Source organism: Pseudoalteromonas undina, assembly GCF_000238275.3.
Classification (GTDB): Bacteria; Pseudomonadota; Gammaproteobacteria; order Enterobacterales; family Alteromonadaceae; genus Pseudoalteromonas; species Pseudoalteromonas undina.
In genome coordinates this window covers 1,146,652-1,165,000 of sequence record NZ_AHCF03000003.1, presented here as the reverse complement: position 1 = coordinate 1,165,000, position 18,349 = coordinate 1,146,652, and the positions used below count along the sequence as shown (strand labels likewise).

Here is an 18,349-nt window from a genome sequence, read left to right as displayed (position 1 = left end):
TTTGTTGTAGTGAAAATGCGGTTTTCGTGGTTAATACTGTTCGTCTGTGTATTTTTAAGCACAAAGTGTGATGCCAGAACAATAAAATGGATAACGCATGACTTTGCGCCCTATTATATTTTAAACGGTCCGGATAAATCTCAGGGCCGTGATGAAAGTATTATTTCACTGTTAGAGCAACAACTTCCGCATATTAACTTTGAACGTATCATTATTCCCTCTGGTAAAGTTATTCAGGAACTCGCTAACCTGCAATCAAATGCATGCGCATTATCACTTTATAAAAACAAATATCGAGAAGAACGTGTTTATTTCACGCACCAAAGCTCTACAGCTGGTCTTTCTCCATCTATTGCCATGCATCAAAAGCTGAGCATTGCGCTAGGTATTGAAAGCAGTAAATCAGTGTCGTTAACTAATTTATTAGTAAATAAAAAGCTCACCTTGGGTGTATCGATGAATCGCTCATACGGCAGTGAAATTGATAAGGTAATTAATACCACACCTAATACAAATATTGTCATTAGACCTACTCGCGATACCCTCAGTACATTAACCTATATGCTTAACTTAGAGCGAATTGATATTTTATTAGGCTACCCCAGTGAGCATTATTATTTAGCAAAAACGATGGGGTTTAGTGACAATTTAACGCAGCGCATGCTGACTGAGGCACCAAAAATTAGTTACGGTTACATTGGCTGTACTAAAAACGAGCAAGGCGCAGAAGATATTGCCACACTCAATCAGCAACTCAAACTAATTAAGCAAACTGAAGACTATAAACAAGTATTAACTCGGTGGTTACCAAGTCACTTAAAATCAAAATTAGAAGCGCATTTACAATAAAAAAGCTAAGCGTGATAACGCTTAGCTTTAACTATAAAACGGTATTATTGACGAATACCTTCAATAAATAAACCAATATCAACGTGCGTTGACGCTGGGCCTAAATCGTAATCAATACCGTAATCAGCTAGTTTTAAGCTGGTTTCACCTTCAAAACCAACACGGTAACCACCCCATGGATCTTTACCTTCACCAATCTTATCAATTTCAAAACTAATTGTTTTAGTAATACCATGAAGGGTAAACTCACCGGTTACTGTGGCTTCTTCACCGTCTTGATCAAACTTAATTGCTGTACTTTTAAAGCTAGCCTGTGGGTATTTGCTTACATTTAAAAAGTCGCTACCGCGTAAGTGTTTATCTCGTTCAGCATGGTTTGAATCTAGGCTTGCTGTGTCGATATTTACACTAATTTGAGATGCGTTTGGGTTTTTAGCGTCGTAGTTAAACTGCCCATCAAAGGTGTTAAAACGCCCGTGCAACCAGCTGTAACCTAAATGTTTAATTTTAAAATTAACAAAGGCATGTGCTCCTTTGGTATCAATAACATAGTCTGCAGCACTAGCATCGGTAGCTGTCATAAACATCGCTGCTGATAACGCTGAAGTTAATAGTAACTTTTTCATTTTAAGCTTCCTTTTGTAATTTGATCATTCTAATTAATGTTTTATCTTTATCTATAAAGTGGTGTTTTAACGCACCTAAAATATGCAGCACCACAAACCCAATCAGTAAGCATGCGCTGTAATAATGGATCTGCCCTGCTATATCTGCCTGAGAATCAAAGGTAAAGTCGATGGCTTTGACATAAAACAAGCCAAACACTTCGATTGGTCGCCCATCAGCAGTAGAGATTAGATACCCAGACACCATAATAATCACTAAAAACAGATACATTAAAATATGTGCGGTTTGGGCCAGCTGATTTAATTGAGTGTTGGTCCCAATAGGGCTAGGTTTTACATTAAATCGACGCCATAACAGTCTAAAAACAAATACAGCCGCTAAACTCAGCCCTATGCTTTTATGCAAATCTAATGAGCCTTTGTACCAGCTATCATAGTAAGTTAGCTCAACCATGTATAAGCCTAAACCAAACAAACCAAAGACAGTCAACGCCATTAACCAGTGTAAAAATATAGCCATCAGGCCATAACCGGTTTTTGAGTTTTTAAACATTGCTTATCGCCAATCTCTAATCTAGTAATAACACTACGATATAATGGATGAGTGGCGATTAAAATAGCATATGCAAACACTTATCGTGCGTATACGCACAGTAAAGTCTATTAATTTAGTATAATTGCAAAAAACTTTATGGGAGGTTAACTTTCGGCAGGCTCATTAAGAGATACATATATTTGGCTATCAGACTCAACTTGTAAGCAAGCAATTAAGCCCTCTTTGATTAGTTCTAACATGGCAATAAAACTAACAACTACTCCACTGCGGCCCTCTTCAAAGGTAAACAGTTGGGTAAACGCAACAGGTGCTTTTGCTTGGGATAGTGTGTGTAAAATTAAACTCATACGTTCACGAGTTGACAGGGTTTCTGCGCTAATTAAATGATGCTCAAATGTTTTAGCACGCGCCATTACGTCGCTTAGCGCTAACAATAGATCTTTGATTGCCAGTTCAGGTAAGGGTTGGTTTTTTTCTTCTAACTCTGGGAAAGTTGCATTGGCGATAAATATATCGCGACCAACGCGGGGCAAAGAATCGATATTTTCGGCCGCTTTTTTAAATTGTTCGTACTCTTGTAGACGTTTTATAAGTTCGGCGCGGGGATCTTCCTCTTCTTCTAATTCCTCATGCACTGGCAGTAACAACCGCGACTTAATCTGCGCCAGCAATGCTGCCATTACGAGATATTCGCCGGCGAGTTCTAACTGAAACTCACTCATCATTTCTACATATTTTACATACTGCTCAGTAATGCTAAATATAGATAATTCGAGAACATCTAACTTGTGCTTTTTAATTAAATAAAGCAACAGATCTAACGGACCTTCAAAGGTTTCTAAAATAACTTCAAGCGCATCAGGCGGAATATATAAATCTTCAGGCTTTTCAACAACGGCTTTCCCATGCAAAAATGCCAGTGGCAGCTTTTGCTGCACTGGCATATCTGTAGGTGTTAACGAAACCGTGTCAGGCTTTTTCATTGTTATTCAAATGGAGCCGTATCACCGCAGCCTACACGTAAAATTTGAATATCGTCCTCTGATAAATCAATTACCGTGGTTGCTTGCTCTGTGAGGTATCCGCCATGAATAATTAAATCGACATGCTTATCTAGACGATCCAAAATGTCATCGGGGTCCGCTTGCGTGTATTCATCACCCGGTAAAATAAGTGAGCATGACATTAATGGCTCCCCCAATTCAGCAAGTAACGCACAAGCAATTGGGTGTTCAATAACACGAATGCCTATGGTTTTTTTCTTATCGTTTAATAAGCGTTTAGGTACTTCTTTCGTGCCTTTAAAAATAAACGTATAAGGCCCTGGGGTATTATTTTTGATCAGCCTGAACATTTGGTTATCTACCCGAGCATAAGTAGAAAGCTCAGATAAATCGCGGCACACTAAAGTAAAATTATGGTGTTTTTCAATACCACGAATACGCTCTATGCGCTCTTTTGCTTGTTTGTTACCTAAATTACAGCCAATCGCATATCCCGAATCTGTTGGGTACACAACTACGCCGCCCTGTTTAATAATATCAACAGCTTGAGAAATTAGTCTAGGCTGTGGGTTATCCGGATGTATATGAAATAATTGACTCATAATGCAACTCCTTCGTGCTTTTCCCATGTTTGCCAAACCCCTTGGCAATCTTTAGGTAAGTATAAATTTTTTCCAAGTTCTAAATAACTAGTCGGAAAATGAAAATCAGAGCCTTGAGAGCAAAGCAAATCGTATTCTTGACTCAATAAGCCTAAAAACTGACGCTCACTCGGGGCCTGTTGCGGTTGGGCAACTTCCATTGCATCACCGCCCACTGATTTAAACTCTACGAGTAGTTTACGCAACCACTTATTCGACATTTTATAGCTACTTGGGTGCGCCAAAACAGCCACCCCACCGGCGGCATGAATCGCTGAAATTGCCGTTTGCATATCACACCAGTTACTCGGTACGTAACCGGTTTTTCCTCGCCCTAAGTACTTTTTAAATACCCCAGGAAAGTTTTTAGCCACACCTCGCTCAATTAAAGCTCTGGCAAAGTGAGCGCGAGTAATTTGCGCATTTTCAGCCAGCTCGCGGGCTTGTTGATAAATACCCTCAAAGCCATTTTTAGTTAATCGGTGGCCTATTTCAATTGCACGGGTTTCGCGCTTTTGCTGTTGCTCGCTAAGTAATGTATGCAAAGTGCTATCATTGGTATCAATGTTAAGCCCAACAATATGTATTTCAAAACTCTCCCATTTGGTTGATATTTCAACCCCATTAATCAGTTTAAGCGGCAAGTTTTCACGTTTGATAAAAGCCTGCGCAGGCTCAATTGCGGCCACAGTATCGTGATCGGTAATGGCAAATACATCAATGTTTTTATCGACTGCTCGCGCTAATAGTTCCTCAACGGTTAAATGTCCGTCTGAGTGTGTTGTATGGCTATGTAAGTCGTATTTTATCAAATGAAAACTACTTTAATTAATGGTTTAATGGTGTTTCACACAGTATAACAAGTTTTTTAACGAAATTGTTTTAAATAAACACTTGACACAAAAGCAGTTGATACGTTTTACTGTAGCCACTTTTAGACATTAAAGAATAAATAACAATGAAAAATACAATTCAAAACATCATCTGGTGGTGGCACTCTTAAAACAAAGGGTGATGAATTGTCGTGTCTAAACAAAAAATTCTAACCCGCTACCATGCGGGTTTTTTTATCACTAAATTTTGCAATACAAGATTAACAGGAATTAAAAACATGAATAACGTAAACACTCTTACACATCATTGGTGGTGGCGCTTGGCATAGCGGGACGGTAATGGTCTATCTATAATTTAGACATCGTTATTCAAACCCCGCACTGCTTAGCATTGCGGGGTTTTATTTTTTAGGGGATGAGGTTTGATTTTTAGTCATATAACAACAACACCAGGTGAAGTGACAAGCATAACGCAAGTACGAGACTACATAAGTAGCCCACTTGCCTTGTATGCGGCACTTGATAAACCTAACTCACTATTGCTTGAATCTGCAGAAATAGATTCAAAAGATAGCGTAAAAAGCTTAATACTGGTTGATTGTGCATTGCGTATTGTTTGCCAAGGCAACCAAGTGAGCATCAGTGCACAATCAAACAACGGCCAACAACTACTTAACTATTTGCAGGCTAATGTACAAAACTGCGCTTCACAGTTAACCGATACCACACTCACACTTGAGTATCACCCAGTCGATGACACCATTGACCAAGCTAGCAAACTGATTGCCGATAACGCTTTTAGTGCACTACACACTTGTTTAAATAGTATTAGAAGCACCACTGACAATCCGTTCTCAGTGTTTTTAGGCGGTGTATTTGCCTACGACATGGTGGCTAACTTTGAACAACTATCCGATGTACCTGACGGTGAAAATACCTGCCCAGACTACGTATTTTATTTAGCCGAAACACTGGTTGTTATTGATCACCAAAAACAAACAACCGAGTTAATTGGTAATGTGTTTAATGGCCCAGATGTTCACGCAAACTGTTTTGAAGTGGGCAAACAATTAGAGCGCCTGAATACATTATGCGACCACGCCGCAGACTTTAGTGCCCCAAGCCAAGCAGGTGACTGCCCTGTAAATGTTGATATTAGTGATGAGCAATATTGCCAACAAGTGATAAAACTTAAGCAACACATAGTTGATGGCGATATTTTTCAAGTGGTGCCCTCTCGTACTTTCTCATTGCCGTGCCCTGACTCATTACATGCTTATAGCCAGCTTAAAAAGCAAAATCCAAGCCCGTACATGTTTTACATGCGTGATGAAGATTTCTCATTATTTGGCGCTTCTCCAGAGTCTGCGCTTAAGTATGAGGTTAAGTCTCAACAAGTTGAGGTTTATCCGATTGCAGGTACACGTTCACGGGGTAAGTTTGCAAATGGACAAATTAATCCCGATTTAGATAGCCGTATTGAACTTGAGCTCAGAAACGATCAAAAAGAACGTGCCGAGCACTTAATGCTGGTTGATTTAGCACGTAACGACGTTGCTCGTATTAGCGTGCCTGGTACTCGCCATGCCAAAGAGCTATTAAAAGTAGACCGTTATTCACAAGTAATGCATTTAGTATCACGCGTAGTTGGAAAATTAAAACCCGAACTAGATGCCCTGCATGCTTATCAAGCCTGTATGAATATGGGTACCTTAGTGGGGGCACCCAAAGTGCGTGCGGCAGAATTAGTGCGCAAAACTGAAGGCAAACGTCGCGGTAGCTATGGTGGCGCAGTTGGCTATTTAACCGGTGACGGTGCCATGGACAGCTGTATTGTTATTCGTGCCGCCTTTGTTAAAAATAATATTGCTTATGTGCAGGCTGGTGCTGGGGTTGTATTCGATTCAGATCCAATGTCAGAGGCAAACGAAACGCGCGCTAAAGCCCAAGCGGTGATCACCGCGATTAAATCGACGTATAAGGCAGTATAAAATGAGTGAAGCACACCCTATTAAAATTTACTTTTTAGATAACTTTGACTCATTTAGCTACAACCTTGTTGATGAGCTAACAATGCTAGGTGCTGAGTTAGTAGTTTACCGAAACAACATTAGCGCAGAGATCATATTCGAAAAAATGCAGGCAGAGCGTGGACAAGTACTGCTGGTATTATCACCAGGCCCTGGTGCACCTAGCGATGCAGGCTGCCTTATGGAGTTAATTAACCTGTGTAAGGGCCAATTTCCAATGCTAGGTATTTGTTTAGGCCAACAAGCGCTAACACAAAGCTATGGCGGAGTAGTCGGTCACGCTGGTGAAACCGTACATGGTAAGTCATCAATTATAAATTTAAATGATCACCCTGTATTTTACGGTATGGGAAGCACCATGCCAGTGGCACGTTATCATTCTTTAATGGCAACAAAAGTACCTGATAACTTAGCCGTTATTGCCAAATACCAAGATATACCAATGGCTATTTATCATCATCAAGACAATGTACTGGGCTATCAATTCCACCCAGAGTCAATTTTAACGCCCAATGGCGCAATGCTACTACAGCAAAGCGTTGCTTATTTAACACGTGCCAAATAAAAGGAACATTATGACTAATCAATTACACAGCCCGCTTAATGTTCAACACGCCATTGAGCACATCATCACAAAGCAGTCACTTAGTTACGTGCAAGCAAAATCGCTATTTGATCAAATTATGCAAGGTAATATGAGCGACATTGAACTCTCTGCGTTACTTATTGGCCTTAAAATGAAAGGTGAAGTAAGCGATGAGATTGCCGGTGCTGCCGCTTCAATGCGTGAAAATGCCGTTGCCTTTACCACTAATAAAACACTACTTGCTGATAGCTGTGGCACCGGTGGCGATGGTTCAAACACTATAAATATTAGTACCACGGCCGCGATTGTGGCGGCCGCGGCAGGTATTAATATGGTAAAACATGGCAATCGAAGCGTGTCGAGTAATTCTGGCTCTGCTGACTTGCTCAAAGCACTGGGGATCAATATCGATATGACCCCAGAGGTCGCTGCTCGTTGTTTAGACAGCACAAATTTTACCTTTTTATTTGCACCGCACTACCACAGCGGGGTACGCCATGCGATGAACGTGCGTACCAGTTTAAAAACCCGAACCATTTTTAATATTCTTGGGCCACTGGCTAATCCAGCCGCTCCTGAGGTGCAATTACTCGGCGTGTACGATGAGTCTTTATGTCTGCCAATGGCACAAACGCTTAATACTCTAGGGACTAAACGCGCTATGATAGTGCACGGCTCTGGTACTGACGAAATTGCCTTACATGGCCCAACACAGGTTGTAGAGCTTAATAATGGTAAAATTACTCAGTACACACTCAGTCCAAGTGATTTTGACCTTGCAAACTATTCACTTGAACAATTAGCCGGTGAAGGCCCACAATACAATGCAAACGCCAGCCTTGCTATTTTACAAGGTAAAGGCACTGAGGCACACAACGCCGCAATTGTTGTTAATGTGGCCGCATTGCTGTACTTAACCGGCCAAGCAGAGTCGTTAAAACAAGGTGCACAAATAACACACTCTTTATTACGTTCAGGCAAGGCCATGGACACATTAAATGCAATTATTGAGGTAAGTCATGGCTAATGTATTAGACAAAATTATTGCTGATAAAAAAATAGAACTAATCGAGCGTAAGGCTGCACGCCCACTAGATAGCTTTAAGCACCAAGCCAAACCGACTGAGCGTAGTTTTTACAAAGCACTGGCAGCATCTGGTACGCAGTTTATTTTAGAATGCAAAAAAGCATCGCCCTCTAAGGGGTTGATTCGTCAGCCATTTGATTTAACAGAAATCACCCAAGCGTATAAGCAGTATGCCACTTGTATGAGTGTGTTAACTGACGAAAAGTACTTTCAAGGCAGCTTTGATTACCTTGAATTTGTACGTAGCCAAGTTGAACAGCCGCTTATTTGTAAAGACTTTTTTATTGATGAGTACCAAGTTTATATGGCACGTCTTTATGGCGGCGACGCTATTTTACTGATGCTATCTGTGCTTGACGATCAGCAATATAAAACACTGCATGAAGTGGCCGACTCATTAAATATGTCAGTATTAACTGAGGTAAGTAACGAAGAAGAAGTTCACCGTGCGCTGGCACTCAATGCACAAATAATTGGAATTAATAATCGAGATTTGCGTGATTTAAGCACCGACTTAGCCACCACAGAACGACTACGTAAACTTATTCCTGAAAATAAAGTGGTTATTTCTGAGTCAGGTATTTACACCCATCAAGATGTAAAACGCTTAGCCCCTTTATGTAATGGCTTTTTAATTGGCAGCTCATTAATGGCTGAAGCTGATCTAATACAAGCATGTCGTCGCGTTATATTAGGCGAAAACAAAGTGTGCGGCTTAACCCGCAATCAAGATGCTATTGCAGCCTATAGCAATGGCGCTGTGTATGGCGGGTTGATTTTTTACCCTAAATCACCCCGCTTTGTTGATTTAGATTGCGCTAAAGAAATCAGTCAAAGTGCGCCTTTAAAATTTGTTGGCGTATTTGTTAACGCTGCTATACCTGATGTGGCTGAACACGCTAAACAACTTAAATTATCAGCCGTTCAATTACATGGCCAAGAAGATGAACAATACATTGCGTCATTACGTAGTGAATTACCACGTAATTGCCAAATTTGGAAAGCACAGGCAATAAAAGATGTTTTACCACAACCCGTAGCAGGCGCAGATCGCCATTTATACGACACCCACAGTGATTCACACGCGGGTGGCACAGGTAAAACATTTGATTGGTCGGTACTGCGTGATGCGACCACCCCATTTATGCTTGCTGGCGGCTTAAACCCAGACAATATTAGCGATGCCCTCTATCACGGAGCTTTAGGACTTGATTTAAATTCAGGTGTAGAGCAGTCTCCTGGTAAAAAGTGCGCAAACAAACTACATCATGCTTTTACAAGTATCAGAAATTATTGAGGTTAAAATGCAAAATCCAGCTTATTTTGGCGAGTTTGGCGGTATGTTTGTACCGGAACTGCTTGTCCCTGCGCTTAAGCAGTTAGAAAACGAATTTAATAAAGCACAAAAAGATCCTGAGTTTCAGGCAGAGCTAAGTAAATTACTTAACGAGTATGCGGGTCGCCCTACGCCGCTTACGTTAACGCGTAACTTAGTTAAAAACCCAAAAGTAAAACTGTACTTAAAGCGTGAAGATTTACTCCACGGTGGTGCGCACAAAACAAACCAAGTATTAGGCCAAGCACTGCTTACCAAACGCATGGGTAAAAAAGAAGTCATAGCAGAAACCGGCGCCGGCCAACATGGTGTAGCCACTGCACTTGCCTGTGCATTACTTGGCTTAAAATGCCGTATTTACATGGGTGCAAAAGATGTTGAACGCCAACAGCCAAATGTATTCAGAATGAAACTCATGGGCGCTGAAGTTATTCCAGTAACGGCAGGCTCGGGCACACTAAAAGATGCGGTTAATGAGGCATTGCGTGACTGGTCAGCAAATTATCAAGAGGCTCATTACCTTTTAGGTACAGCCGCGGGCCCTCACCCTTTTCCAACAATTGTACGTGAATATCAAAAAATAATTGGTGAAGAAGCAAAACAACAAGTACTTAAAGCCGAAGGCCGTTTGCCTGATGCGGTTATTGCGTGTGTAGGTGGTGGCTCCAATGCTATTGGTATGTTTACTGATTTTATTGACGAGCCAAGCGTTAAGCTTATTGGCGTTGAACCTGCAGGTAAAGGGTTAGACACGCACGAACATGGCGCAACCATCTGTAAAGGCACTAAAGGTATTTTACACGGTACTTACACTTATATTATGCAAAATACAGATGGCCAAATTGAAGAGTCTTACTCTGTATCGGCGGGATTAGATTATCCCGCAGTTGGCCCTCAACATGCCTTTTTGCACGAAACTGGCCGTGCTCAATATGTAGGCATTACCGACACCAAAGCACTTGATGCCTTTCAAGCACTGGCAAAGCACGAAGGTATTATTCCGGCACTAGAATCAAGTCATGCGCTAGCCTACGCCCTCGAATATGCAGAAGAGCAAACGCAGGACAGTATTATTGTTATTAATTTAAGTGGTCGTGGCGATAAAGATTTAGCCCACGTACACAAGGTATTATCAGAGGAAGGTCAATTATGAGCCAAGTAAAAACTGACCGTTACGGACAAATGTTTGCAGCACTAAAAGAGCAAAACCAAGGCGCATTTGTACCGTTTGTGACTATTGGCGATCCGGGTAAAGCGCAAAGCATTGAAATTATTAAAAGCTTAATCGATGGCGGCGCAGATGGACTAGAGCTAGGTATTCCGTTTTCAGATCCGATTGCCGACGGCCCTGTTATTCAAAAGGCCAATATTCGTGCTTTAGATGAGCACATTAATACACAAGATTGTTTTGATATTATTAAAGAAATACGCCAGTACAATGCCGATATCCCAATTGGTTTATTATTGTATTCAAACTTAATATTTAAACGTGGCTTAGAAAAGTTTTACACTGATGCAAAAGCAGTAGGCGTTGACTCTATTTTAGTGGCTGATGTGCCATTACACGAGTCTAAAATGTTTAGAAAAGCCGCCATGGCAAACGGTATTGACCCGATATTTATCGCTACGCCGAACGCCAGTGACGATACGTTGCGTGAGTGCGCATCGTACGGTCGCGGTTACACTTACTTACTGTCTCGTGCAGGGGTAACAGGCACCGATACTAAAGCACAAATGCCTGCAACACACGTGGTTTCGCGCTTACAAGAGTACCACAGTGCGCCTGCGTTATTAGGCTTTGGTATTTCAACACCTGATGATGTAAAAGCTGCGCTTAAAGCCGGTGCTGCGGGTGCTATTTCAGGTTCTGCAGTAGTAAAAATCATTGAAGCAAACCTAAATGATTTAAATGCAATGACCACACAATTAAAAACATTTGTAACCGAGATGAAAGCCGCAACAGCGCTTTAATCAACGGCGTTTTTAATCACTAAAAAAGGGCATGTAACATGCCCTTTTTTATTTAAACTGCAAACTTAATGCGCTTGATGCTTACCCTCAAGAATCTCTTCTATAAACTTAGCATTAAACGCGTCTAAATCTGCAGGACTGCGACTAGTCACTAAGCCTTGATCAACACACACCTCTTGGTCGACCCAGTTAGCACCGGCATTAATTAAATCACTTTTAATACTCGGATATGAGGTGACCTTTTTGTCTCTGAGCTTGTTAATCTCTGCGAGTAACCACGGCGCATGGCAAATAGCGGCAACAGGTTTGTTTTTCTTTGCTCCAAAAAAACCATCTACAAATGCCTTAGCACCCGAGTCTTGGCGTAAGCTATCGGGATTGAACAAGCCACCAGGCAGTAAAAGCGCATCGTAATCACCGGCATTTGCATTGGCTGCTAATTTATCAACAGCAACTTTTTCACCCCACTTGTCTTCATCCCATGCGGTGATCTGCCCTTCTTTAATAGAAACAACATCTATATCGGCGCCCGCCTCAATTAATGCAGCCTGTGGCGAGAGTAACTCGCTTTGCTCAAATCCATCGGTGGCTAAAATGGCAATTTTTTTACCTTTTAAACGATTACTGTTATGTAAGTTACTCATTAAATACTCCTTATTTCATTCAATACATAACAGTATTTGCATATCACATACCAAACATAACACGCTGAATATAATAAGATTTTATAAAAGGTAATAAACAAGTAATGTAAATTATTTACACTGATTGCAGATACTACAGGCAAAGGTAATAATGCAAAGAGCCTGTAAGCTACGTAGTAGCTTTTGGGGGAAAAGCGAACTTACAGGCACTAAAGTTATACATTAAAGGCGCTCTTTTAACGCTTTTGCTGGTTTAAATACGGCTTTATTAGCCCCTTGTATTTCAATCGCTGCACCAGTTTGTGGATTACGACCAGTACGCGCTGGGTAGTAACTAAGTGCAAAAGTACCAAAGCCTGAAATTTGTACCTGATCGCCTTCAGACAGCGACTTTGTAATCACTTTTTGTAAGCTGGTTAACGCAGCTTGTGCGTCTTTTTTTGTTAATTCACTCGCATCCGCAATAGCTGCAACCAATTCTGCTTTATTCATTTTTTGCTCCTAAATACACGCCTAGGCTTAAAACTATTAACGTGGCAATACAATGATGTAAAAATAAAAGCAGGCAGGCTAAGGGTTGCAAGGGGGTAAGTCAACCTTAACCGGAAGCCAAGTGCCTTAGTAAGACTCATTGGGTTTAAATATAATCAGCTTGACTGTTTTATAGTCATAAATATGACTTAATCGTTTGCTAAGGTGAAATAAAAATCACCGTGAGCAAACGTGAACGCTAATCAATACCGCTGGTTTGAATTTACCTTTATTTTTATCATTCTGCCTTTAATTGGCTTTAATATTCGCCAATATTTATCTAACTGGCTTATTCCAGCACTGATCATCCTCATGAGTGTGTGCTGTATGTTATTATTAAACGACAGCCACTTTAAACGTTTTAGATTAACTAGCTTGGGGCAGTTTTCTGCTGTGAAGCGCCGCATGTTTAGCTTTTTCTTTATTGGCGCGTTATTTTCGGGGGTATTTTACAACTTACTTTACCAAGGACACTGGTTTACTTTACCTCGTGAAAATCTCACCGACTGGCTAATGCTATTACTGCTCTACCCTTTATTGTCAGTGATCCCGCAAGAATTAATATTTAGAACCTACTTTTTTCATCGTTACAAGCGCATTATGCCCAGTAAATGGCTACGCATTATTATCAGTGCGAGTGTATTTGCACTGGCACATATTGTTTACGCTAATTGGGTTGCTGTAAGTTTAGCGTTTATAGGCGGATTACTATTTGCATATACCTACGCACAAAGCCGCTCAACCTTTGCCTGTGTTCTTGAGCACAGCTTATGGGGCATATGGATGTTTACCCTAGGGATGGGTGACTATTTAGACTCTGGTGCACTGAGTTAACAAACAGCAATAAAAAAGCCGCGACAGGCGCGGCTTATTTAGATTTAGTTTAAATTAAAAACCAAAAATACTGATATCAAAAAACTTCGTTGCAACGGTATTTACAAAAATGATTAATAATATCGCTGGAATAAAGGTTTGCAGTGAAAAATTAACGTACTTTTCCATAAAGCTATTAGCATAATTAGGAGAGCCTTGTCTTAGCTCTTCGCTTAAGCGAACTTTTTTCCACTTATACATTACAAACAAACACACCATTAAACCATTTAAAGGCAATATTGTGTCGTAAAATACGTCATAAACAACATCAAAAAAGCTCTTATTACCACTACCGTAGCTAGTAAAAGTAGTTAGGCTGTCAATCATACCAAACGACATAATACACAAAATAGTTAATATACCGGTTGATAAAGTGAGTATGCCCAGCGCTTTTTTACGGCTAATGCCTTTACGATCGCTTAGTGTTGCTGTTGGTACTTCAACAATAGATACCAGTGATGTAATAGCAGCAAAAAATACCAATAAGAAGAAAATAAATGCCACGGCTGATGCGCCAAAATAGCCAATATCATTTTGTAACGCTAATAAAATTTTTGGAAGGTAGACAAAAATCATTGAAACTGACGAGTCAGATAACTTAGCCGGATCGGTATTTGGGTCAAAGCTAAAAATAGCCGGTAACACCATTAAGCCTGCTACAAACGCAACCAGTGAGTCGGTAATAGCGACCATTTTAGCACTGCCTACAATGTCATCTTTTTTTGAGATATAAGATGCATAGGTAATTAAAATACCCATACCTAACGACAATGAGAAAAACGCTTGGCTCAATGCGCCATTCAGCACGCTGGCATTCATTTTACTGAAATCAGGAATAATGTAGTACTTAACACCGGCCATGGCGTTATCAAGAGTGAGTACGTAACCCACCAATATAATAAGCATGACAAATAAAGCTGGCATTAAAAATTTAGCTGCTTTTTCTATGCCGTCTTTTACGCCACCGACCAAAATTAGGTTAACAATAACTACTACCAGCGCCATATAACCAAACACGGTATAGCTATTTATAAACTCACCAAAGTGTCCAGGGTTTGCCAGCATATCTAAATTACCCAGCGCGGTTTGGCTCAAGTAACCAAAAATCCACACCGTGATCACCATATAAAAAACAGCAATCATAAATGGCGTTAATACCGCTAAAAAGCCAGCAAATTTCCATTTTTTGTCGTTATTAGCTAATTTTTTGTATGCACCAAGCGGGTCTTTTTGTGCATGACGACCCATGGCCATTTCAGCCATCATTACCGGTAAACAAATGAATGCGACAAACAAAGCATAGACGAGCAAAAATGCACCACCGCCATTCTTAGTCGCAGAAACTGGAAAGCCTACTAAGTTACCAATACCCACAGCAGAGCCTGCCGCTGCCAATATAAATCCTAAGCGGGAGCTAAAGTGCTCTCTATTTTCACTCATGTAATAACCTTGTTATTATTTATCTTATCCAAGGGACTCTACCAGTGTTACGCAACGCTTTTCAAGCAATTACCGTGTAAAAAAACATTCTTGCTGTAAACATCGCCATAAACACTTTTAATTCACCATTTATCAACGCTATGCTAGTATGCAGTTAATTAAATTTAACAAGTTTTGAGAGTATTTATATGTTGTATATGATTTATTCAACAGACGTCCAAAATAGTTTAGAGCACCGTAAAGCGGCTCGCCCAGCTCATTTAGCACGCTTACAAACGCTAGAAGACGAAGGCAGACTATTAACCGCTGGTCCACTTCCAGCCATTGATAGTGAAGACCCTCAAGGTGCAGGCTTTACGGGTTCTTTAGTGATTGCTCAATTTAATTCTTTAGAAGACGCCAGAGAGTGGGCGGCAGATGATCCTTATGTTGCCGGTGGCGTATATGAAAACTCTATTGTTAAACCATTTAAAAAAGTGTTCCCTGCTTAATTAAACTATGACCACCCTGTTTAACTGCAACCAGCAATTCAGGGTTTGTTCACTCATTTTTAATTAAACTTTGCTTAATAAAAACTTAAATACACCGCAAGGTATTAAAGTTTTAGTGGCTTAGTTTTTAAGCTAAGCAGGTCTGTTCTAGGAGTTCCGTAATGCGTGTATTATTAATACTCAATTTAATCGCGGTAGTGTGTTTGGCTAATTTTGCCCACGCAAACAATACCAAAAGCAAAACCGATAAAGTTGAGGTAAGCAAAAAAAAAGCAGTAATACTTGCAAAACAAACTACAGACGGTACAACGTTAAAGATTTCTGAAGAAACACTTTTTTTTACTGTACGAATTTTAAAAGCTGACGGCCACGTCGTCGATTTGAAAATAAACAAAAAAACTGGCGAAGTGAAAAAGGATTAACCAATGCGAATTTTAGTAATAGAAGATGATTTACATTTGGCAGACAATCTGCGCAATGCATTAGAAAAAGAGCGTTACAGTGTTGATTTATGTCACGACGGTGAAGCTGGCCTTTTTCACATCACTGAATACCCTTTAGATATGGCTGTAGTTGATTTAGGCTTACCTAAAATAGACGGTATTGAGCTAATAAATAAAGCGCGCGCCCAAGGGGTGACTATTCCTATTTTGATTTTAACCGCGCGCGATCGCTGGCAAGACAAAGTAGAAGGCTTAGATGCCGGTGCTGACGACTACCTAACTAAACCATTTCATGTTGAAGAACTGATTGCTCGTTGTAATGCGCTTATTCGTCGTAGTGCAGGTAAAGCAAATCCAGAAATGACAGCCGGCCCTATTAAAATTCATACGCGTTCACAACAAGTATGGGTAAACGACAAAGAACTGAGCTTAACTGCGTATGAGTACAAAGTACTCGAATACTTAATGGTTAACCCACAAAAAGTAATTTCAAAGTCTGAGCTTACAGAGCATATTTACGACCAAGACTTTGACCTTGATTCGAATGTAATTGAAGTGTTTGTACTACGTTTACGTAAAAAACTCGACCCAGATGGCGTGCTTAACCCAGTAGAGACACTGCGTGGGCGTGGTTACAGGCTTAAAAGCCAGTGGTAGGACCGCAAGTTTCGTTAAAAATAAGGCAAGGATTTATCCTTGTCTTTGTTTTGTTAGTCGCCCTACCCATTTTGTTTTACTCCATAGGTAAAGCGTATTATGCGTCACTTGTTGATGCCACCGAAAAAAACCTCGAAGCACACCTGTATTCACTTATTTCCGAAGTTGATTTTACCGAGCGCGGCATTATTATGCCCAGCTCTATATTAACCCCTGAACTCAACAATCTAAACTCAGACACCTACGCCATGATATACCGTGACGACGTGCCTATTTGGCATTCTGAGTCGGCGGTTAACGTTAACTTTGTTCCCCAATATATAGAGCCCAAAGCAGGCGCTGCCGACTTTAGACGTGTGGTGTATAATAACACTGCTTATTGGCAATTAAGTTTAACGGTAATACTTAATAATATTGACCAATCAGAGCAAGCACGCTTTATTTTATTAAAACGCAACGATGCCCTACTGCGCTTAATGGATGGCTTTAAACAGACCCTAGTTGATTGGATGTTTATAATGGGAATTGCCATTGCAGGGTTGATGGCCATTGGTTTTATTTGGAGTGCAAGGCCACTGCAGCGTTTAGATAAAGAAATAAAAGCCATTGAATCAGGCGATATTCAAGAAATTAAAGGCTTATACCCCGTTGAACTGCAAACGATTAAAGCCGACCTAAATTTACTGTTAGAGTCGCAGCAACGTCAAAAAGAACGATACCGCGCCTCTCTTAGCGATTTAGCCCATGCACTTAAAACGCCGTTAGCTGTTTTAAAATCAAGCCCACTCGCTAACGATGCAGATGCACAAGAACAACTCGACAGAATTAATGTGATGATCGAGCACCAATTAAAACGTGCCGCCACGGGGGCTTCCGATACATGGAAAAAACAAACCCCCATCAAGCCGGTTATCGATTCTATCTTAAGCGCAATGAGTAAAGTATACCGCGATAAAGACATTATATTTAACTGCCAAGTGAGCGATAAAGATTACTTTTTAGGTGATAAAACCGATTTAATGGAGTTATTAGGCAACTTAATAGATAATGCCTGTAAAGCCTGTCGCTCCCAAGTCAGTATTAATGTTTCACAAGCTAAAACGCTCAGTATAAGCATTTGTGATGACGGCCCAGGCATTAAGCCAGATAAACGCGAATCATTGTTACAACGCGGTACGCGCCTAGATACCTACGAAAGCGGCCACGGTGTTGGTATGGCTATTGTATCTGACTTGGTTAAGTCGTATCACGGGCTGTTAACTATATCTCAGTCGCAACGTTTAGGCGGTGCAAAATTTATTCTCGAGTTTAATTACCATGAAAAAAAGTAACTACATCTTTGGTTTTAGCTTAAGCCTTTTATTTTTATGGGCGCAGCAAAGTATGGCTGCAGCGCAAGAGTGTACATTGCAAAACAATGCCCTACCCGAGCAAATTAAAGATTACACACAATGTTTAGACGCCAAATTAAATAAAGTGCAACAGCAACAAGACAGTTGGATCCAAAAGCGTACCTTTGAACTGGCCGAATTAGAAAGCGAAACTGGTAACACCTACATTTTATCATTGTTTAAGCAAAGTCTTAACGCCAAAGACAAGTACATTCAAAAAAGTTGCCAGTGGCGTTATATGTTAAAACAGCCTAATTCACCAGAAGCTGTAGTAACTTATAAAGAGTGTGAAATAGCAATGATAGAGCAATTCATTCAGCAGCTTAAAATGGGGCTTTAACCAGCTCCTAATTAAACATT

21 protein-coding genes are annotated in these 18,349 nt (G+C 40.5%); 13 read left to right on the top strand and 8 right to left on the bottom strand.

Annotated features, from left to right (window positions below; all coding sequences use genetic code 11):
• Window positions 1–15: 15 nt before the first annotated feature.
• Window positions 16–849: a transporter substrate-binding domain-containing protein gene (locus tag PUND_RS09050; protein ID WP_010390219.1), complete on the top strand. Its 834-nt coding sequence runs from the start codon at window positions 16–18 to the stop codon at window positions 847–849.
• Window positions 850–893: 44 nt separating this feature from the next.
• Here PUND_RS09050 and PUND_RS09045 read toward each other — a convergent pair whose 3' ends face one another.
• The 5 genes from PUND_RS09045 to rnm form a co-directional block, all read right to left on the bottom strand.
• Window positions 894–1,475: a YceI family protein gene (locus PUND_RS09045; protein ID WP_010390220.1), complete on the bottom strand. Its 582-nt coding sequence runs from the start codon at window positions 1,473–1,475 to the stop codon at window positions 894–896.
• Window position 1,476: 1 nt separating this feature from the next.
• Complete coding sequence (locus tag PUND_RS09040) at window positions 1,477–2,028, bottom strand: cytochrome b (RefSeq protein WP_010390221.1); 552 nt, start codon at window positions 2,026–2,028, stop codon at window positions 1,477–1,479.
• Between the two features lie 146 nt (window positions 2,029–2,174).
• Complete coding sequence (locus tag PUND_RS09035; RefSeq protein WP_010390223.1) at window positions 2,175–3,014, bottom strand: segregation and condensation protein A; 840 nt, start codon at window positions 3,012–3,014, stop codon at window positions 2,175–2,177.
• A gap of 2 nt (window positions 3,015–3,016) precedes the next feature.
• A complete protein-coding gene (locus PUND_RS09030; RefSeq protein WP_010390225.1) occupies window positions 3,017–3,637 on the bottom strand; it encodes an L-threonylcarbamoyladenylate synthase in 621 nt (206 codons plus the stop codon).
• Window positions 3,634–4,488, bottom strand: a complete 855-nt coding sequence (gene rnm / locus PUND_RS09025) for an RNase RNM (protein ID WP_010390227.1) — start codon at window positions 4,486–4,488, stop codon at window positions 3,634–3,636. The genes PUND_RS09030 and rnm overlap by 4 nt, the downstream gene beginning before the upstream one ends.
• A 443-nt stretch (window positions 4,489–4,931) precedes the next feature.
• Between rnm and PUND_RS09020 the strand changes: the two genes are divergently transcribed.
• The 6 genes from PUND_RS09020 to trpA are packed head-to-tail and all read left to right on the top strand — an operon-like array spanning window position 4,932 to window position 11,519.
• Window positions 4,932–6,500: an anthranilate synthase component 1 gene (locus PUND_RS09020; RefSeq protein ID WP_010390228.1), complete on the top strand. Its 1,569-nt coding sequence runs from the start codon at window positions 4,932–4,934 to the stop codon at window positions 6,498–6,500.
• A gap of 1 nt (window position 6,501) precedes the next feature.
• Entirely contained in the window at window positions 6,502–7,104 is a 603-nt protein-coding gene (locus PUND_RS09015; RefSeq protein ID WP_010390229.1) for an aminodeoxychorismate/anthranilate synthase component II, read from the top strand.
• Between the two features lie 10 nt (window positions 7,105–7,114).
• Complete coding sequence (trpD, locus tag PUND_RS09010; RefSeq protein WP_010390230.1) at window positions 7,115–8,152, top strand: anthranilate phosphoribosyltransferase; 1,038 nt, start codon at window positions 7,115–7,117, stop codon at window positions 8,150–8,152.
• Window positions 8,145–9,509, top strand: a complete 1,365-nt coding sequence (gene trpCF / locus PUND_RS09005) for a bifunctional indole-3-glycerol-phosphate synthase TrpC/phosphoribosylanthranilate isomerase TrpF (protein ID WP_010390231.1) — start codon at window positions 8,145–8,147, stop codon at window positions 9,507–9,509. The genes trpD and trpCF overlap by 8 nt, the downstream gene beginning before the upstream one ends.
• 7 nt (window positions 9,510–9,516) lie before the next feature.
• Window positions 9,517–10,701, top strand: a complete 1,185-nt coding sequence (gene trpB, locus PUND_RS09000; protein WP_010390233.1) for a tryptophan synthase subunit beta — start codon at window positions 9,517–9,519, stop codon at window positions 10,699–10,701.
• Window positions 10,698–11,519, top strand: a complete 822-nt coding sequence (trpA, locus tag PUND_RS08995; RefSeq protein ID WP_010390235.1) for a tryptophan synthase subunit alpha — start codon at window positions 10,698–10,700, stop codon at window positions 11,517–11,519. The genes trpB and trpA overlap by 4 nt, the downstream gene beginning before the upstream one ends.
• Window positions 11,520–11,584: 65 nt before the next feature.
• Here trpA and PUND_RS08990 read toward each other — a convergent pair whose 3' ends face one another.
• Both PUND_RS08990 and PUND_RS08985 read right to left on the bottom strand, forming a co-directional pair.
• Complete coding sequence (locus PUND_RS08990; protein WP_010390236.1) at window positions 11,585–12,163, bottom strand: type 1 glutamine amidotransferase domain-containing protein; 579 nt, start codon at window positions 12,161–12,163, stop codon at window positions 11,585–11,587.
• 222 nt (window positions 12,164–12,385) lie between these two features.
• Complete coding sequence (locus PUND_RS08985; protein ID WP_010390237.1) at window positions 12,386–12,655, bottom strand: HU family DNA-binding protein; 270 nt, start codon at window positions 12,653–12,655, stop codon at window positions 12,386–12,388.
• Between the two features lie 231 nt (window positions 12,656–12,886).
• Here PUND_RS08985 and PUND_RS08980 point away from each other — a divergent pair, with 231 nt between their 5' ends.
• A complete protein-coding gene (locus tag PUND_RS08980; protein WP_010390238.1) occupies window positions 12,887–13,528 on the top strand; it encodes a CPBP family intramembrane glutamic endopeptidase in 642 nt (213 codons plus the stop codon).
• Between the two features lie 54 nt (window positions 13,529–13,582).
• Here the strand turns inward: PUND_RS08980 and PUND_RS08975 are convergent, their stop codons facing one another.
• Entirely contained in the window at window positions 13,583–15,007 is a 1,425-nt protein-coding gene (locus PUND_RS08975) for a sodium-dependent transporter (protein ID WP_010390240.1), read from the bottom strand.
• A 188-nt stretch (window positions 15,008–15,195) separates the two neighbouring features.
• Here PUND_RS08975 and PUND_RS08970 point away from each other — a divergent pair, with 188 nt between their 5' ends.
• The 5 genes from PUND_RS08970 (at window position 15,196) to PUND_RS08950 (ending at window position 18,329) form a co-directional block, all read left to right on the top strand.
• Window positions 15,196–15,498, top strand: coding sequence for a YciI family protein (locus PUND_RS08970; protein WP_010390242.1), 303 nt, complete (start codon window positions 15,196–15,198; stop codon window positions 15,496–15,498).
• Window positions 15,499–15,659: 161 nt separating this feature from the next.
• Window positions 15,660–15,920, top strand: a complete 261-nt coding sequence (locus PUND_RS08965; RefSeq protein WP_010390245.1) for a PepSY domain-containing protein — start codon at window positions 15,660–15,662, stop codon at window positions 15,918–15,920.
• A 3-nt stretch (window positions 15,921–15,923) separates the two neighbouring features.
• Window positions 15,924–16,598, top strand: coding sequence for a response regulator transcription factor (locus tag PUND_RS08960; protein WP_010390247.1), 675 nt, complete (start codon window positions 15,924–15,926; stop codon window positions 16,596–16,598).
• Window positions 16,592–17,929, top strand: a complete 1,338-nt coding sequence (locus PUND_RS08955) for an ATP-binding protein (protein WP_041708929.1) — start codon at window positions 16,592–16,594, stop codon at window positions 17,927–17,929. Before PUND_RS08960 ends, PUND_RS08955 begins: the two co-directional genes overlap by 7 nt.
• Window positions 17,916–18,329 carry a hypothetical protein gene (locus PUND_RS08950; protein ID WP_010390250.1) on the top strand — a complete coding sequence of 138 codons (414 nt, stop codon included), beginning with the start codon at window positions 17,916–17,918 and terminating at the stop codon, window positions 18,327–18,329. The genes PUND_RS08955 and PUND_RS08950 overlap by 14 nt, the downstream gene beginning before the upstream one ends.
• Window positions 18,330–18,349 lie beyond the last annotated feature (20 nt).